Genomic DNA, 15,585 nt, shown 5'->3' with positions numbered 1-15,585 from the left:
ACCTCTAGCCGGCTGTGGTTGTAACCGGCCATGCCCCGCGGCCCAACAGATCGAGGACGAGTGCGGCGATGTTCCACGCGTCGTCCTCTCCGCGGTGATGGCGTCCCTCGAGTGGTAGTCCGGCTATCTGTAGGGCGTGGTCCATGCCGGGTTTCTTGCGCAGTCCGTAGGCCGCGGTGAAGACGGCCTTGGCGTTGGTGTGGGTGCGCTCCGTTGGATAGCCGAACGGGTAGGCGACCCCGTCGGCCTGACTCTGCCGGGCGAACTGCCGACGGTCGTACTCGCCCCAGCTCGCCCAGGGGCGCTTCTCAGCCTCGTACTCCTCGACGAGGATGCGGCACGCCTCGGCGAAGGAGACGCCCTGTTCCACCTCAGCTTGCGTCAGTCCGGTCAGTTCGGTGCAGAAGTTGCTCACCGTGGACCGGACAGGGCGAACCAGCACACGATGCCGGGACACACGACGCCCTGCTGAGAGGTCCACGACGGTGAGACCAATCTCGATGATCTCGTTCACCGAGCCGGGCGGCGGCTGTCCGTCCCAGCAGGTGGCTTCCACATCGATGACGTTCAGCAGAGCGGCTTCGTGGCGCATGGGGCCGAGGGTAGGGATGCTTGCCCGGTTCCGGCACCTCAATTCCTGCATGCCCCGCCCTCACCGACATTACGGACTTCTTCGACGCTTGGAATGTTGAAGCTGGAAGTGCGGGCTGCCCGGGCGCCTTAATTCTTTCTCCGGTGCCCGGTCGGGCTGAGTGGTTCTTGTTTCAGCGCACGGCGTCGTGGGTGCGGGCGGTCCAGATCGCCAGAGCGGCGAGCAGGGCGCAGACGCCACCGAGCCACAGCACGCCCTGGAGCGAAAGGGTGTCGACAATGATGCCGCCGGCCAGCGCACCGAAGCCGATGGACAGGTTGAACACCGCCACCCACAGCGAGGAGGCCGCTTCCACTGCCTGCGGAGCGGCCTTGATCATCCAGGTCTGGAGGCCCACGGACACACCGCCGAATGCCAGACCCCAGACGATCAGCAGGATGGCGCCGCCGGTTGCGGTCCGGCCCAGTAGCAGGAAGAGCGGCATCGCGGCCATCATGGCCGCGGCGATGGCCAGCACGCTGCGGTGTACGCGGCGGGAGAGCGCCGCACCTGCGGCAAAGTTGCCGATCATGCCGGCCGCACCGAACCCGAACAGCAGCGGACCCACATAGCGCTCGTCGATCCCCGAGTGCTCCTGCAGCGCCGGGCTGACGAAGGTGTATGCGGCAAAGTGTCCGAACACCAGGAGCACCGTCGCGATGATGCCGACGCGCACGCCTGGGTTGCGGAGCTGCTCCATCAGCAGGCTGGGGCGGATGGTCTGGGAGGCGGCCAGCCGCGGCAGTACTGCAAGCAGGGCGATCAGGGTCACCAGCGCCAGGGCGCTGAGCGCGCAGAAGGCGATGCGCCAGCCGGTCAGGTCACCGACCAGGGTGCCGAGGGGGACGCCGAACACGTTCGCGGCTCCGACGCCGCCGAAGATGATCGCGGTGGCGCGGGGCACGTTGGCAGGCGTGACGAGCCGGACCGCCAGGCCGGCGGCGACCGCCCAGAAGCCGCCGACCGCGATGCCGACCAGCACTCGGGAGCCCACCAGCACCGCGAAGTTCGGCGCCAGGGCGGAGCCCACGTTGGCGACGGTCATCAGGGCCATCAGCCCGAGCAGCAGGATGCGTCGGTCCAGTGCTCCGACAAGCATCGGGACCACTGGCGCCGCGACCCCGGCGACGATGCTGGGCACCGTCACCATCAGTCCTGCCGTCCCCTCGGAGACCGACAGCGCGGACCCCACCGAGGTGAGGAGACCGATCGGCAGTTGCTCGGCGGTCACCAGCAGGAAAGTGCCCAGCGTCACCGCGGCCACCGCCATCCAGCGGCTGTGATCCGGCGTCCGTGGTCCCTGTGTCGGGGTGGGGGTCTGTTCTGCGGTCGTCAACGGATCCTCCTCCAACAATTGGGAGCGATCGCTCCCGAATCGGGACCCTAGTATGGGAGCGAACGCTCCACAAGCGGGGGTAAGGTGAACTCATGGCACGCCCACGGCAGTTCGACGAGCAGGACGCGCTCACCGCGGCAACCGAGTTGTTCTGGCGGCGCGGTTACCACGCCACGTCGGTCCGCGACCTGGGTGAGGAACTGAAGCTCACGCCCAGCAGCCTGTATCGGACGTTCACGGACAAGCACACGCTCTTCCTGCGCGCGCTCGACCACTACCGGGCCACCGAGTCCACGCAGGCCCAGCGACGGCTGGATGCGAGTGACCGCGCGGTTCGTGAGGTGCTTCGGGAATGGATGTTGTGGCTGGTGACCTGCCCAGCCGCCGAGTCCGGCCGCGGCTGTTTCGTGGTCAACACCGCCACCGAACTCGGCACCACCGACGCCCAGGTCCAGGAGCGGACCGAGGCTGCGTTCGCGGTCACTCGACAGATCCTGCATGCGGTACTGGCCAAGGGGCGGGAGCGAGGCGAACTGTCCACCGATCTCGACATCGACGCAGCCGTGGAATCGCTGTTCACGACGGTACTCGGCCTGCGGGTGCGGGAGCGCGCCGGTCACAGCCTGGAGCGCCTGACCACCGCAATCGATTTTGCGGTCCGGGCCCTGGGCGATGAACCTACGCAACTCGCTTGACAGCAGCGGGAGATGCGAGGGCCAGTCCGGGAGCGTTGATCACTTCCGGCGCGTCATCTCCCGTTGGGCCGTTACGACCTGACAGGCCAGCAGTGGGGGCGTATGGAACTGCTGCCGCCGCTACCGTCGAGGGGACGCCCTCCCAGGGGGCGCTGCCAGGTGTTCAACGCAACCTGGTAGCGGTCCAGGACCCGCTCGCCGTGGCGGGACATCCCCGAGCGGTACGGACCGTGGGCGACGGCGTACGCAGTCTCTCGCCGCTGGCAGCGAAACGGCGCCTGGGCCCAGATCTGGCAGCGTCGAACGCCACCGCCGATGCCGACGCAATTCTGGATGGGGAGGGGTTGATCGACTCCACCGTCTGCTGGGCGCACCAGCACGCTGTAGGGGCCCGCAGGAAATGGGCTTACGTGCCCGCGATGGGCCAAGCCCGATGACCATGTTCTCGGCCGCTCCTGCGAGGGCCTGACCAGCAAGGTCGCTCTGGTGGGCACCGCCTCGATGTGCGTGCCGACCCGTCATCGTCACTGCCGGACAGGGCGGGGACGCCCCACAACTTCTCCCGCTGATACAGCGCATCCGTGTGGACCGCCCAGCCGGTGGACGCCCACGCACCCGACCCGACCGTGTGTTGGCGACCCAGCCTATTCCTCACGCGCGACCCGCTCTGCCCTGCGCCGCCGCGGCATCGCGGCATCGCGCATACGATCCCGCGGAAGCAGGACCTGGCCGGACACCGCCTCCGACGCGGTTCGGCCGGTGGACGATCTCCCGGCCTCGACGCGGAGCGATACAAAGCCCGGCAGGCCACCATCCAGGTCACCTTGATACGAGAGGACCTGTAAGCGGACCGAGCACCTCAGCAGACGTGCCCTAGAAGAGGCCAGCCGAGGTGGTTTGCGTGAGGTTCTCCAGGATCGCCCGTAGCCACGGGCTGCGCACGGCTGGTAGCCGAACCAAGGTGTGTTGGAACGTTGCCCAGTCGGCCCGGAACAGGCGGTTGGGGAGCAGCGGGAGCGGGTCGTCGCGGAGGACGTCTTGGGCTATGCGGCCCGACGCGGGAACCGGCAAGTTGCGTTCGGGAGAGACCAGCCACAGCCACACCCCCAGCGGCAGGGGCACCAGGTATGCCGGGGCGGTCAGGTCAGCAGGGGCCCAGGTCCAGCCCGTCTGCGGGTGGACGGGGACGAGGAGGATGTCGACGCCCGCGTCGGGCAGGGGCTGTCCCGGTCCGGCCAGGACGGCGCGCCGCTTCCGGGTGCCTGCCGGCAGCAAGGCGTCGAGCGCGCGCTGGAACACATCCGCGGTCAGGCCGTCCGGGACTTTCACCGGCTGCCCCTGGGAGGCGATCAACAGGTGGGCGAGCGCCTGGCCGGCTGCCGCCTCCCACCGAGGACTCCACGACCAGTAGTGGTTCGGCCCCAGCCGTCCTCCCCACGTGGCGATCGGCTCGAACGGGGGCGTTTTCTCCCCCGTCTTTGCCAGCTCCGCCCAGGAGAGGGGCGCAGTGGGGATACCGTCGACGGGGACGCGGTGCACGACGTCCGAGCCGAGTCGCACCATCTGCCAGAGCGAGCAGTCATCCACCCTGGTCGCCACGGGGAGGTCGCATGCCTCGCAGGCCATGTTGGGCCCGTCGGCCCCGTCGAGGCCACAGCAGGCACCGCCACGCATTGCAGGAATCAGCCGGGTTCCACGGATATCGCCGGGCGCGATGACACTCGCCCCGGGCGTGCCGTCGGACAGGGCATGGACCGGCGCGTAGATGCCGCGTGCCTCAGCCTCACCCGGATCGATCTCGTCCCACAGCCGCCACGGCCCTCCCCAGGGATCCGGGTCCACGGCAAACGTCCCTGACTCCATGAGAACTGGAAGCTGGGCCCCGTTTCCGTACTGCTGACGGGCGTGGACCGGCAGAGAGACCTGGGACAGCGGGATGGTCAACTCGGCACCGCATCCCGCACACACGAAAACGAACAAACTTCCTCCGGCTCGTAAACAGACGGATCTTCGCACCTCACCAGCAGCCGGCCAACGTGTTTTTCTCCGCTGCGGGAACGGCACCTGCCCACCGCTGCGGGATGCCAACGATGTGCGGGTAAGTGCCATCCGCCGCCTCGGGCCACTGCAAGCGACTCAAGCGCTGTTCGAACTCCCGGTGTGCTGCGACGCCTCCCGAAGTGGCGCACCTCCGCTGCCCATTCGCGGGTGGCCCAACTTCTGTCATGTCCGGTCGTCCAAGCCGAGGTTTCGCCTCGGTACAGGCCCTGCCGAGGGGCTATCCGTCAGGACGCACGTGGTCAGAAGGGCTGGAGCCGGGAGTGCAGGAGGCAAAACTCGTTGCCTTCCGGGTCAGCCAGGAACTGCCAGTTTTCGCTTCCGGTTTGGCCGATGTCGACGGGCCTGGCGCCGAGAGCGAGCACCCCGCGCCAGCTCGGCGTCCTGATCGCGGTCGGTGGGGCTGACGTCGATGTGCAGTCGGAGCTTCCCGGTCCGCGGATCGCTGCTGGCTGAGGACGAGGGTGGGCTGCGGACCGACGAAGCCGGCGTCGGGCGGCCCGATCTCGATGCTTCCGTCGTCTTCATGGCCGAGTTCGACGTAGCCGAGAACCTCGCTCCGAAATGCGGTGAGCCGTTCGGGGTCGGCGCAGTCGATGACCAGCTCACTGATGCGGCATGCCATGCCTGTCAGCGTACGTAGACAACCCGCGAGTCGATTGTCCGCTGAGACTGAGCGCTTCAACTGGCGGAAATCTATGCGCCGTAACGGCCTCGCGGACCGAGTCCCAGGAACCGCTCAACCCGGCCAAGACACCGGCTCACTCGCCAAGTCACGCGCTCATTCGGCCCGGTCCGGGTTCGACCACAGCGGTGCGACTGCTTCAAGTTGCAGCCCGGCGAGGGCGATGCGGTCGGCGGCGCTCTCGTACAGGGCTTCGCGGACGGCACGGAGTTCGGCGAGTTTCCTGCTGCCCGGGTCGGTGCCGGTGACGATCAGGACGGGGTGGCCGACGTCGAGGATGCGCCGGTAGGTCCCGCGGTCCTCGCCATTGCCGTCCGCGATCAGCGCAGCCGCTCGCGGGACTTGGCATCGGCGGTGGCGCACGCCCGGCGGTAATCAGCCCTTGGACGGTGATATTCCTGGGCTGGCGGCTCGTACACTGACGAAAATGAAGGACCACACGGCCACCGAGATTGCTGCACATCCGGCGCCCGTCTTGCGGCAGTACGTCAACTCGTACGTCGGCTTCGACCTCCGCGGGCTCCCGACGGGGGTGCACTGCGGCCCGCCGAGCCGCGCGCTCACCGCGGTGATCAGCCTGTCAGATTGTTTGGAGGTGGCGGCGGGCGTCGGCGACGGGTCACCGGTCACCCGATTCGGCAGCCTGGCCGGCGGTCTGATGTGCCGGCCCGTCGCGATTCACCACGACGGACGCCAGCAAGGTGTTCAAATATCGCTGACACCGCTCGGGGCCCGGGCCATCTACGGCATGCCCGCCGCCGATCTCGTTAACCAATTGGTCCCACTTGACGAGCTTCTCGGAGCGCTTGCCGTCGAGCTGGTCGACCGCCTCCGATCGGCGACAACATGGGCGGCGCGGTTCGCCGCGCTGGACGAATTGCTCCTTCGAGCTGTTGGTCGTGGCGCCTGCGGAGACCATGTGCGCTGGGTGCGCCCCGAGGTAGCCGAGGCGTGGCGCCGCTTCGTCGCCGCGCGGGGCTGCGTCCAGGTTCGTGCGGTCGCCGCGGAACTCGGCTGGAGCCGCCGGTACCTCACCGAGCGATTCCGCGGTGAGGTGGGCCTGTCGCCGAAGACCTTCGCCCGAGTCTTGCGCTTCGAGCACGCGCACGAACTGGCGGCGGCGCAGGATCCGCTCCCGTGGGGCGATGTGGCAACCGTATCCGGCTACGCCGACCAGGCCCATCTCGTGCGGGAATGGCGCGAGTTCACGGGCCGATCGCCGACGGCCTGGCGTCGCAGCGAAGTCCTCCTCGGAGCCGGGTAGCCGCCACCTGTCTGCCCGTCGCGTCGGCTTCTCTTCCCTTTTCTTCAAGACCACCCGGTCGCTGTCGTGGACGATCGTCGGCATGAGACTCGTCAACCACGAACGCAATGCCATGGACCTGCGGACCACCCCGGTGCACCTCGGACTGGGATCGAGAGTGAAACCCGTCGAGGGCTTTGCCTGGGACCCGGAGGTGCTCGAGGCCTACAGCGCCGCGGTCGCGGCAGACGGCGTCGAGGGCCGGATGGTGATGATCTTCGACGGCGACGGGCTCGGCGACCATTGGGAGAGCCACCCCGCGGGCGACGAACTGGTCGTTTGCCTCAGCGGGTCTGTGACGGTCACCCGCGACGTGGACGGGGTGCCCGACCGCGTTCAGCTCGGGCCCGGCGAGGCCACCATCAACCCGGCCGGGGTATGGCACGTGGTCGACACGGAGGGGCCGACGTCCCTCCTGTCCATCACTGCGACCCTCGGCACCGACCACCGTCCTCGGACCGACACCCGCCCGACCGAATGCGTCGCGACGCCCAGCCCGGAGCAAGCGCCGTGACAACACGCATCGCGTGCCTCGGCGACAGCCTCACCCGCGCGCAGTTCAGCGTCGACTATTTGGATCTTCTCGGACAACGCCATCCTCCCGATGACGTGCAGCTTGCCCGTTTCGGCGCCAACGGCGACTTCGCCTACAACCTCTTGCAGCGCCTCGATGCTGTCGTCACGAACCCACCCGATGTGATCACCGTGCTGATCGGGACCAACGACGCCCGAGCGAGCCTTGCCGGCTACCACGTCGAGCAGGCCATGAAGCGCAAACAGCTCCCCGATCGCCCGTCAGCCGGCTGGTTCCAACAGTGCCTGGGAGCCGTTGTCGCACGGCTGCGAGCGGAGACCGACGCGACGATCGCTCTGCTGTCGCTACCGGTACTCGGCCAACAACTCGACGGAGCAGCGGCACAGGCGTCGCAGGCGTACAGCCGGATGATCGCCGAGGTCGCCGCCACCACTGAGGTCGCCTACCTTCCGCTCCACGAACGCCAGATCGAGGAACTGCGCCAAGCGGACCCGCCGCCGATCCCATACCGGGAAGCGACGCCCGCAGCGGTCGCCGGCGTCCTCGTCCAGCACGCAGTGCTGCGCCGCAGCCTCGACACCATCTCGCGCCGGAGAGGACTCGTGCTCACGACCGACCACATCCATCAGAACAGCCGCGGCGCCACCCTCATCGCTGAGGTCATCCACGCCGGACTACTGACCCAGAGCACGTAGCTGGTCCAGCCCCCGGCCAGTCGGATGCCATCAACCGCGCGGAGGCGGCATCCTGATCTGCTCGTCGGTTGATCGGATGTGTCCCTCCGATTGATGATCACTGATCCGATGTGGAACCGGATCGAGCCGTTGATGCCGGCCGGTCCGGTCCGCGGTCGATGGTGGGCCGACCATCGTCGCCCTGGAGGCCATCGGGAGGAGGTACCGCACCGCCTCGCCTTGGCAGGACCTGCCGGACGAGCTGGGTTCTTCCGGCTGGTACGGACCACGCTCGGGGTGCACGCGATCCCTGCCAGGCGGACCAGAATACGCTGAGTACTCAAGGTGTTACGCCTTGCAATGATACGCTGCGCTCCTTATGCCGTCCGAAGTCCCATTTGGATGGGGGCCCTTGTGGTACCGGACATCGTTCTCTTCCCGCACTGCGATCTCCACCTGGCCCTGTCCGGTACGCCGACGCTGACGCTGCAGGTGTTCGACCGGGCGGTGACGGCCGGTGGGTACACGCTGACGCCGATCGCCCCGGGGGCAATCGCGGTGGACTTCTTCGCCCCGCATCGCCCAGTAGGACAGCGGCTGCTCCCGCCGCTGCCGGCGTACAACAGCGCCAACGGGCAGGTCACCGCCACCCAGCCGGGGGTGTACCTGTTTCAAGTCCGGCGCGGCAGCGACTACTTCGTCGGCCGGCTGCAGGTGCACAACTCGATCGTGGGATGGTGGTTCGGCAACGACTCCATCACCACCGCCCTGGACGACGTGGCGCACGCCCAGCCGTCGATCTACGCCAAGTTCAGCGACGATCCGACCGGTACGGATCTGATCGGCGACATCACCGGGCACGGGTACGTGACGCTGACGTCGGCCGACACCAACACCTTCGTGGTCAACCCCCAGGGGCGGCTGCGCGGGCTGCGTGAGACCACCGGCACCCCCGGGACCGTGGATCTGACGGGCACGTTCCTCAATCAAAGCCATCGGCTGCCCGTGCGGGTGGTGAACTACGCCAAGCATCGCCGCGACCTGAAGCCGGTCCAGACGCCCAACGTGGCGCACGCGGTTGAGCAGCACAACATCGTCTTCCTCGCGGAAGGGTTCCGTAAATCGGACGAAGGGACCTTCGACAAGATCGTCACTCGCGTCGTGGACCAGATGTTCGACCAGCCCCGGCATCAGCCGTATCCGATGCTGGAGGGCAGCTTCAACATCTTCAAAGCCTTCGGCGCCTCGCAGGAGCATTGCGCCACCGTCGCCTACCGGGTTGCCGACGCGGACCAGACGACGGGGACCGGTGTGCCCATCCCGTTCATCCACAGGGTCAGCACCAACGCGAACGTCTACACGCTGCGGGACCTGGTTGCCAAGGTCGGGTTGCCGATGCGCAACGAGAGCAGGGCCAACCTCAAGGCCGTCTGGGCAGGGCAGGAGCTGACCGGGTTCGATCCCGACAAGGTGGACGACACGGTGCTGGGAGCGTGGAAGAAGCACCAGGGGACCGGGATCCTGCACGCACGCGACACTCTGTTCGGAATGCATCTGGGCTGCCGGTGGGGCGACCGCTTCTCCGACCGCAACGCGGCGCTGGTCCCGCCGGGGAGCGACCAGCCGGGCACGCCAGGGCTGCGCGAGTTCATCGCCCGGCTTTATGAGTTCTACACACCCGAGCGGGCGACCAGGGCGTTGACGCCCGACCCCCGCAGGCATCCTCCCGAGCGGTTCGCCGGCCGCGGCAGCACCAATCCGGGCAATCTGATCCTGCAGTACCTCGCGGGCCTGGAGTACGCGTTCCCTCCGTTCCATCACATCGGACCGGTCTGGGAGCCCGACGACACCCAGTTCAAGCCCAGCCGCGGACTGGTCGCCCTCATCACCTATGACGAGGTGACCGGTGGCAGCAACATCAACAACAACACCCTGACGGCCCTGACGACCAACAAGGGCAACGGGGTGGAGTTCGAGTACGCCGCGGGTGACAAGCGGGTGATGCGACGCAAGCCGTCGGCGGAGCCCGACGTCGACTTCACCGAAACCGTCGACACGGTCGCGCACGAATTCGGCCACAGCTTCGGCCTGAAGGACGAGTACGAGACCTCCGGGGGAGACGACCCGAACGCGCCGGCGACCTCAACGGTCGACATTTCGGGCGACAACGTGACCAGGCTGGGGTTCTTGCGAGTCAACCCTGCCCCCGACCGGCAGATCGACGTCACCAAGGTCAAGTGGTTCGCGCTGCCCCGGATGCGCCAGTCCGCACGGCTGGTCATCGACTCCGCGCCAGGTCTCGGCGGCATCGAGATCATGATCGACAAGCGGTACATCGCGCCGTGGCAGAAGATCGCGGCGCAGACCCCGCCGGCCGAGGTGCACCTGCGCAACCTTCACGTCAGTCCGCAGGGCATCCAGCTGCCACTGGCCACCGGCCCCGCCCAGATCCTGACCAACCTGAAGATCGCCCACATCGAGCCCGAGCTGGGCACCATGACGCTCGACGGCCCGGGCCTGCCGCCTGCGCCGTTTCCGGTGTTCGCCGCGGGCTCGGCCGTGTACGTGCCGCTGAAGGACGCCGCCGGTCAGGTCCGCACCGTGGTCGAGCCCGCGGTGCACAAACACCTGATCACTCCCACCCCCGCCAACAGGACGCCGCTGAACGTCGACACCGACATCCTGCATCCCAAGGACGAGGCCGATAACCCCCGGTCCATCCCGGACTTCAAGGCGCCCTGTAAGTCCTCGAAGCTGATCGGCGTCTACGAGGGCGCGCTGGACTTCGCGGGCGGCTACTACCGGCCGACCGGAGCGTGCAAGATGCGCCGCTCCGGCGACGAGGACAACGACGGCGAGTTCTGCTTCGTCTGCAAGTGGCTGATCGTCAACCGGGTCGATCCGGGTTGCCACAGCATCCTTGACGCGATGTTCTACCCGAAGGCGAAGAAGAATGGCTGAGCCCGGCACGTTCGACCGGCTGGTGGCCGAGCTGGGGCAGGCGCTGCTGCCGCTGCGCGAGGCGCTCGCCTCCCCGGAGGCCTTCATCGCGTTCCTGCAGAAGCTGGGCTGGCGCGCCGAGGACATTCCGCAGCCGCTGCGCGACCTCGGCAGCGGGGTGGAGATCCTGTACGACGGCCTGACCAGGCTGCTCGGCGAGGGCGGCCTCAACGTCGGCGGCTCCGTGGGCGACGGCGAGGCATCGGTGCAGATCTCGCCCGACGACGTGAGCCGGGTGCTGCGGGCCTTCCAGGAGGTGGTCAACGCGATCAGGGCGATCGCGACCGCACCCGACTCGGCCATCCCCGCGACGCTGCGCGCGGACGGCTTCAAGGAGAAGTTCCCCGGCCAGCTCATCGACCACCTGGTCATCACCTACCTGCAGCGGTACCACCCGTCCATCGGGTTCGGGCTGCGCGCGCTGGGCGTGGCCAAGACGGGCTACGCGCCGCCTGAGGGCAATCGGCCGCCGTACATGAACATCCGGCTCGACCTGACGGACCTGCCCCAGACGCTGAGCGAACCCTCGCTGGTGCTCAAGAACGCCTTCGGCTGGGGTGAGGCGGACTTCGACTTCGAGGCGTTGGCCGTGCAGGTCGACAACCTGATGATGGCCATCGGCGTGGACATCGCCACCGCCGAGATCCCGACGGCGAGTGCGGCCGCCCTGCAGGGCACTGTTCCCAAGCTGACCGACCCGCCGGTGCGCGGCATCCGGGCGGTGTTCTTCGAACGGGCGCAGGCCTCGGGCCGGATGGCCGCCGAGATGAGGCTGCTGCCGGTGCCGGCGGCAGCGGGGAACCCGCCCGGTCTGGCGCTGATTCCCGCCTTCAACGGCGCGCTGGACTTCAAGTTCCAGCTGGGTGACGACATCGCCGTCACCATCCGCACCGACCTGGACCTGCAAGGCGGGATCGGGCTGCAGGTGCGGCCGGGCCGCCCGATCGAGATCATCGTGGGTTTCGCGGGCGGCGGCTCGCCGTCGCACGCCGACGGCTCGCTGGTGGTCAAGGCCGAGCGCGGCAACGCCGACGCCGGGCCGATCGTGTTGCTGGGCTCGCCCGGAGCGACCCGGCTGCAGTATCGCAAGCTCGGCGGCACCGGCGGCATCCGCATGTCCGACGGCGCGGCGGATGTGTTCGCCGAACTCGAGCTGGCCGGTCTGGAGTTCGTCTTCGACCCCGGCGAGGCCGACGGCTTCATCGCCAAGATCGTGCCGGACGGCGGCTTCACCTTCGGGGCCGACCTGACGCTCGGGGTCTCCCAGCGCACCGGCTTCTACTTCCGCGGCACCTCCGGCCTGGAGATCCAGCTGCCCGTCCACCTCAACCTGGGCCCCATCGACATCCAGTCGCTGACCGTCTCGGCCGCCCCCGGCGCCGACGGCCTGCCGATCAACCTCGGCGCGACCTTCAAGGCCGAACTCGGCCCGATCAAGGCGGTCGTCGAGGAACTCGGCCTGGCGGCGACCTTCGGCTTCAGGTCCGGCAACGACGGCAACCTCGGCCCGCTGGACGTCTCGCTGGGGTTCAAGCCGCCCAAGGGTGCGGGCCTGTCGGTGGACGCCGGGGTGGTCAGCGGCGGCGGCTACCTGTTCTTCGACCCGGCCAAGGGGGAGTACGGCGGGGCACTGGAGCTGGACTTCGCCGGACTGTTCGACGTCAAGGCGATCGGTCTGATCACCACCCGGATGCCGGACGGCTCCGCGGGCTTCTCGCTGCTGCTGATCATCACCGCCGAGTTCGGCTCCGGCATCCAGCTCGGCTTCGGCTTCACCCTGCTGGCAGTGGGCGGGATCATCGGGCTGAACCGCCGGATGAACCTCCAAGCCCTGGTCGAGGGGGTACAGACCGGCTCGATCGAGTCGGTGATGTTCCCGCGCGACGTGGTGGCCAACGCGCCGCGCATCCTGTCGGACCTGCGCGCGTTTTTCCCGCCCGAGCAGGGCACGTTCCTGGTCGGGCCGATGGCCAAGATCGGCTGGGGCACCCCCACGCTGGTCTCGGTCTCGCTCGCGGTGATCATCGAGATCCCCGGCAACATCGCCATCCTCGGCGTGCTGCGCTGCGCGCTGCCCACCACCGACCTGCCGCTGCTGGTCCTGCAGGTGCAGTTCGTCGGCGCGATCGAGTTCGACAAGCAGCGCCTGTGGTTCTTCGCCCAGCTCTTCGAGTCGCGCGTGCTGTTCATGACCCTCGAAGGCGGGCTGGGGCTGCTGGTCGGCTGGGGTGACAACCCCGACCTGGTCATTTCCGTCGGCGGCTTCCACCCCTCCTACAAGCCGCCGCCGCTGCCGTTCCCGGTGCCGCCCCGCATCCGGGTGGACATCCTCAACCGGCCGGGCGCCCGGATCACCGTCTCCGGCTACTTCGCGATCACCAGCAACACGGTGCAGTTCGGTGCGCGGGCCGAGATGGTGCTGGGCTTCGACGACTTCGGCATCTCCGGCCACCTCAGCTTCGACGCGCTCTTCCAGTTCTCCCCGTTCCGCTTCGTCATCGCCGTCTCCGCAGGGGTCTCGCTCAAGGCGTTCGGCGTCGGTCTGTTCGGTATCGACCTGGCCTTCCAGCTCGAAGGCCCGGCCCCGTTCCGGGCCCACGGCCGGGGCTCGATCTCGCTGCTGTTCTTCGAGATCTCCGCCGACTTCGACATCACCTGGGGCGAGGACCGCGACACCACGCTGCCCCCGATCGACGTGCTCCCGCTCCTGGCGGGCGAGGTCGCCAAGCCCGAAGGCTGGCAGACCCGGCTGCCGACCGGCGGCGGCAACCCGCTGGTCACGCTGCGCACCTTGGCGCCGACCGAGGAGTTGGTGCTGCACCCCCTCGGCTCGCTGTTCATCCGCCAGCGTGCGATCCCGCTCGCCGTACGGCTGGATCGCATCGGCGCGCAGCGGCCGCGCGACGGCAAACGGTTCACCGTCGAGCCCCTGTCGGGCAGCGGCCTGGTGCGCGCCTCCGTCACCGCCGAGAAGTTCGCGATGGCCCAGTTCCAGGACATGGACGACGCCACCAAGCTGTCGCGACCGGCGTACGAGGACCAGGACGCGGGGCTGGAGCTGGTGGCGGCGCAGGGCGCGATCGCCTCCGCCCGCGTCGTCAAGCGCAGCGCCCGCTACGAGCAGATCGTCATCGACAGCAGGCTGCGCCGCCAGCGGGGCACCGTACGACCGGCGACCCGCACGATCGTGCAGGCCGACGGACTCGTCCGCCAGGTCGCCCCCACCGCCGCGCCCACCAAGACGCTGACCAGCGTCAGCCCGGCCGTGTTCACCCGGCTTCTGGAGGGCAGCAGCACCAGCCGTTCGCCCCTGTCGCGGCGCGAAGCCGACCAGCGCCAGCCATACGCCCCTGACGAGACCGTGCAGGTCAAGGGCCAGCGCTTCGTGGTCGCCTACCTGCGCAACAACGCCCAGGCCTTCCCGCCGGCCTCGCTCGGCTCGGCCACGGCGAGTTTCCGCAGCCAGGCGGCGGCCGAGGAGGCCCTCGCCGAGTGGGTCATCGCGGACCCCGCGCTGATCGGCCAGCTCCACGTCATTCCCGAATCCGAGGCGGCGGCCCTGCCCGTCACCCCGCAGTCGTGGACCTCCACCGGCTCCCTGCCCACCCCGGCCATCGCCCCGGCAGCGGTACGGCTGAGCAGCGGCAGGATCCTCGCCGCCGGCGGTCAGGACGCCGCGGGCGAGCCGCTCGCCGCCGCCGCGCTCTTCGATCCCGTCGCCGGGACCTGGGCCGCCACCGCGCCGCTTCCGGTCGCCCGCGACGGGCACACCCTCTGCCTGCTGCCCGACGGCCGGGTCCTCGCCGCCGGTGGCGTGAGCCAGGCCGCGCCCCTGGCGACCACCGAGATCTACGACCCGCTCACCGCGACCTGGAGCAGCGACGTTCCGCCGATGCACACCGCCAGGCACGGCCATCGCGCCACCGTGCTGCGCGACGGCAAGATCCTGGTCTCCGGCGGCACCGGCGCCCGCGGCAACTCGCTCGCGTCCGCCGAGGTGTACGACCCGGCCAAGCGGCAGTGGACCCAGAGTGCGATGACAGACCCTCGCTGCGACCACCAAGCCGTACTGCTCGCGGACGGCCGGGTCCTGGTGGTCGGCGGCGTCCTCAAGACCGGCCGGGGCACCGCCGCGCTCGGCTACTGCGAGATCTACGACCCGGCAGCCGGCACATGGACCCCGACCGGCTCGCTCGCCACGCCTCGCGCGGGTCACCAGGCGACGCTGCTCGCCGACGACACCGTTCTGGTGACCGGCGGCGATGCCCCGGCCGGTGTGGTGCGCGGTCCGTACAATCCCGGCGCCCTCGCCAGTGCCGAACGCTTCACCGTCGGGTCCGGCACATGGACGGCGGTCCGCGCCATGCCCGGTGGGCGCACCCGGCACCGCGCCCTGCCCTTGCGTTCCGGCCTGGTGCTCGTGGCGGGCGGCACCCGTGCCCCCGCCTTCGACGGCGGCTTTTGCAGTGCGCTGCTGTACGACCCGGCCGCCGACACCTGGACTTTCGCGAGCGGCCTGACCACCGGCCGGTGGGCGTTTGCCCTGATCGACCTGCCCGACGGCCGGGTGCTCGCGGCCGGCGGCCGGACCCGCTCGGCCGCTGCCGCCCCGCACCCCGGCACCGACATCCTCACCCCGACCGCCGAGATCTTCACGCCCTGACGACG

Annotated in this window: 10 protein-coding genes and 3 pseudogenes; 8 read left to right on the top strand and 5 right to left on the bottom strand. The window is 69.0% G+C overall.

From position 1 onward, the window contains the following. Positions 1 to 4 precede the first annotated feature (4 nt). Complete coding sequence (locus M8H82_RS18340; RefSeq protein WP_250075323.1) at positions 5 to 592, bottom strand: 3'-5' exonuclease; 588 nt, start codon at positions 590 to 592, stop codon at positions 5 to 7. Positions 593 to 764: 172 nt separating this feature from the next. Next, positions 765 to 1,901 carry an MFS transporter gene (locus M8H82_RS18335; protein ID WP_250075321.1) on the bottom strand — a complete coding sequence of 379 codons (1,137 nt, stop codon included), beginning with the start codon at positions 1,899 to 1,901 and terminating at the stop codon, positions 765 to 767. Between the two features lie 158 nt (positions 1,902 to 2,059). On the opposite strand from M8H82_RS18335, the gene M8H82_RS18330 reads away from it, so the two are divergent. Together M8H82_RS18330 and M8H82_RS36790 are read left to right on the top strand one after the other, a co-directional pair. Further along, a complete protein-coding gene (locus M8H82_RS18330) occupies positions 2,060 to 2,662 on the top strand; it encodes a TetR/AcrR family transcriptional regulator (protein WP_250075319.1) in 603 nt (200 codons plus the stop codon). A 195-nt stretch (positions 2,663 to 2,857) separates the two neighbouring features. Next, a pseudogene (locus M8H82_RS36790) lies at positions 2,858 to 3,010 on the top strand (transposase); the annotation flags it as partial. A gap of 525 nt (positions 3,011 to 3,535) precedes the next feature. Here the strand turns inward: M8H82_RS36790 and M8H82_RS18325 are convergent. From M8H82_RS18325 to M8H82_RS18315, 3 genes and pseudogenes are all read right to left on the bottom strand, one after another. Further along, positions 3,536 to 4,642, bottom strand: a complete 1,107-nt coding sequence (locus M8H82_RS18325) for a hypothetical protein (RefSeq protein WP_250075317.1) — start codon at positions 4,640 to 4,642, stop codon at positions 3,536 to 3,538. A gap of 320 nt (positions 4,643 to 4,962) precedes the next feature. Continuing rightward, positions 4,963 to 5,345: pseudogene (locus M8H82_RS18320) on the bottom strand (VOC family protein). Between the two features lie 156 nt (positions 5,346 to 5,501). Next, positions 5,502 to 5,768 carry a hypothetical protein gene (locus M8H82_RS18315; protein ID WP_250075315.1) on the bottom strand — a complete coding sequence of 89 codons (267 nt, stop codon included), beginning with the start codon at positions 5,766 to 5,768 and terminating at the stop codon, positions 5,502 to 5,504. Between the two features lie 64 nt (positions 5,769 to 5,832). On the opposite strand from M8H82_RS18315, the gene M8H82_RS18310 reads away from it, so the two are divergent. The 6 genes and pseudogenes from M8H82_RS18310 (at position 5,833) to M8H82_RS18285 (ending at position 15,580) form a co-directional block, all read left to right on the top strand. Further along, the gene (locus tag M8H82_RS18310; protein WP_250075314.1) at positions 5,833 to 6,669 is read left to right on the top strand and encodes a helix-turn-helix domain-containing protein; all 837 of its coding nucleotides are present in this window, start codon (positions 5,833 to 5,835) and stop codon (positions 6,667 to 6,669) included. 82 nt (positions 6,670 to 6,751) lie between these two features. Continuing rightward, complete coding sequence (locus M8H82_RS18305) at positions 6,752 to 7,222, top strand: cupin domain-containing protein (protein WP_250075312.1); 471 nt, start codon at positions 6,752 to 6,754, stop codon at positions 7,220 to 7,222. Next, positions 7,219 to 7,938 (top strand): GDSL-type esterase/lipase family protein, encoded by a 720-nt coding sequence (locus M8H82_RS18300; protein WP_250075310.1) that lies wholly within the window; start codon positions 7,219 to 7,221, stop codon positions 7,936 to 7,938. The genes M8H82_RS18305 and M8H82_RS18300 overlap by 4 nt, the downstream gene beginning before the upstream one ends. Before the next feature lie 78 nt (positions 7,939 to 8,016). Continuing rightward, positions 8,017 to 8,188, top strand: a pseudogene (locus M8H82_RS18295) (transposase); the annotation flags it as partial. Between the two features lie 143 nt (positions 8,189 to 8,331). Further along, positions 8,332 to 10,878: a M64 family metallopeptidase gene (locus M8H82_RS36630; protein ID WP_250075306.1), complete on the top strand. Its 2,547-nt coding sequence runs from the start codon at positions 8,332 to 8,334 to the stop codon at positions 10,876 to 10,878. After that, on the top strand, positions 10,871 to 15,580 hold the full coding sequence (locus M8H82_RS18285) for a DUF6603 domain-containing protein (protein WP_250075304.1): 4,710 nt from the start codon (positions 10,871 to 10,873) through the stop codon (positions 15,578 to 15,580). Before M8H82_RS36630 ends, M8H82_RS18285 begins: the two co-directional genes overlap by 8 nt. The last annotated feature ends 5 nt before the right edge of the window (positions 15,581 to 15,585 follow it).

The sequence above is a fragment of the Streptomyces sp. YS415 genome (assembly GCF_023544665.1).
GTDB lineage: Bacteria > Actinomycetota > Actinomycetes > Streptomycetales > Streptomycetaceae > Streptomyces.
Note: the sequence above shows the minus strand (reverse complement) of the source record. Positions and strands in the feature narration are given on the sequence as shown.

Coding starts and splice junctions, on each gene's coding strand:
- M8H82_RS18340 (WP_250075323.1), bottom strand. CDS start 592: ATGCGCCACGAAGCCGCTCTGCTGAACGTCATCGATGTGGAAGCCACC.
- M8H82_RS18335 (WP_250075321.1), bottom strand. CDS start 1,901: ATGGCGGTGGCCGCGGTGACGCTGGGCACTTTCCTGCTGGTGACCGCC.
- M8H82_RS18330 (WP_250075319.1), top strand. CDS start 2,060: ATGGCACGCCCACGGCAGTTCGACGAGCAGGACGCGCTCACCGCGGCA.
- M8H82_RS18310 (WP_250075314.1), top strand. CDS start 5,833: ATGAAGGACCACACGGCCACCGAGATTGCTGCACATCCGGCGCCCGTC.
- M8H82_RS18305 (WP_250075312.1), top strand. CDS start 6,752: ATGAGACTCGTCAACCACGAACGCAATGCCATGGACCTGCGGACCACC.
- M8H82_RS18285 (WP_250075304.1), top strand. CDS start 10,871: ATGGCTGAGCCCGGCACGTTCGACCGGCTGGTGGCCGAGCTGGGGCAG.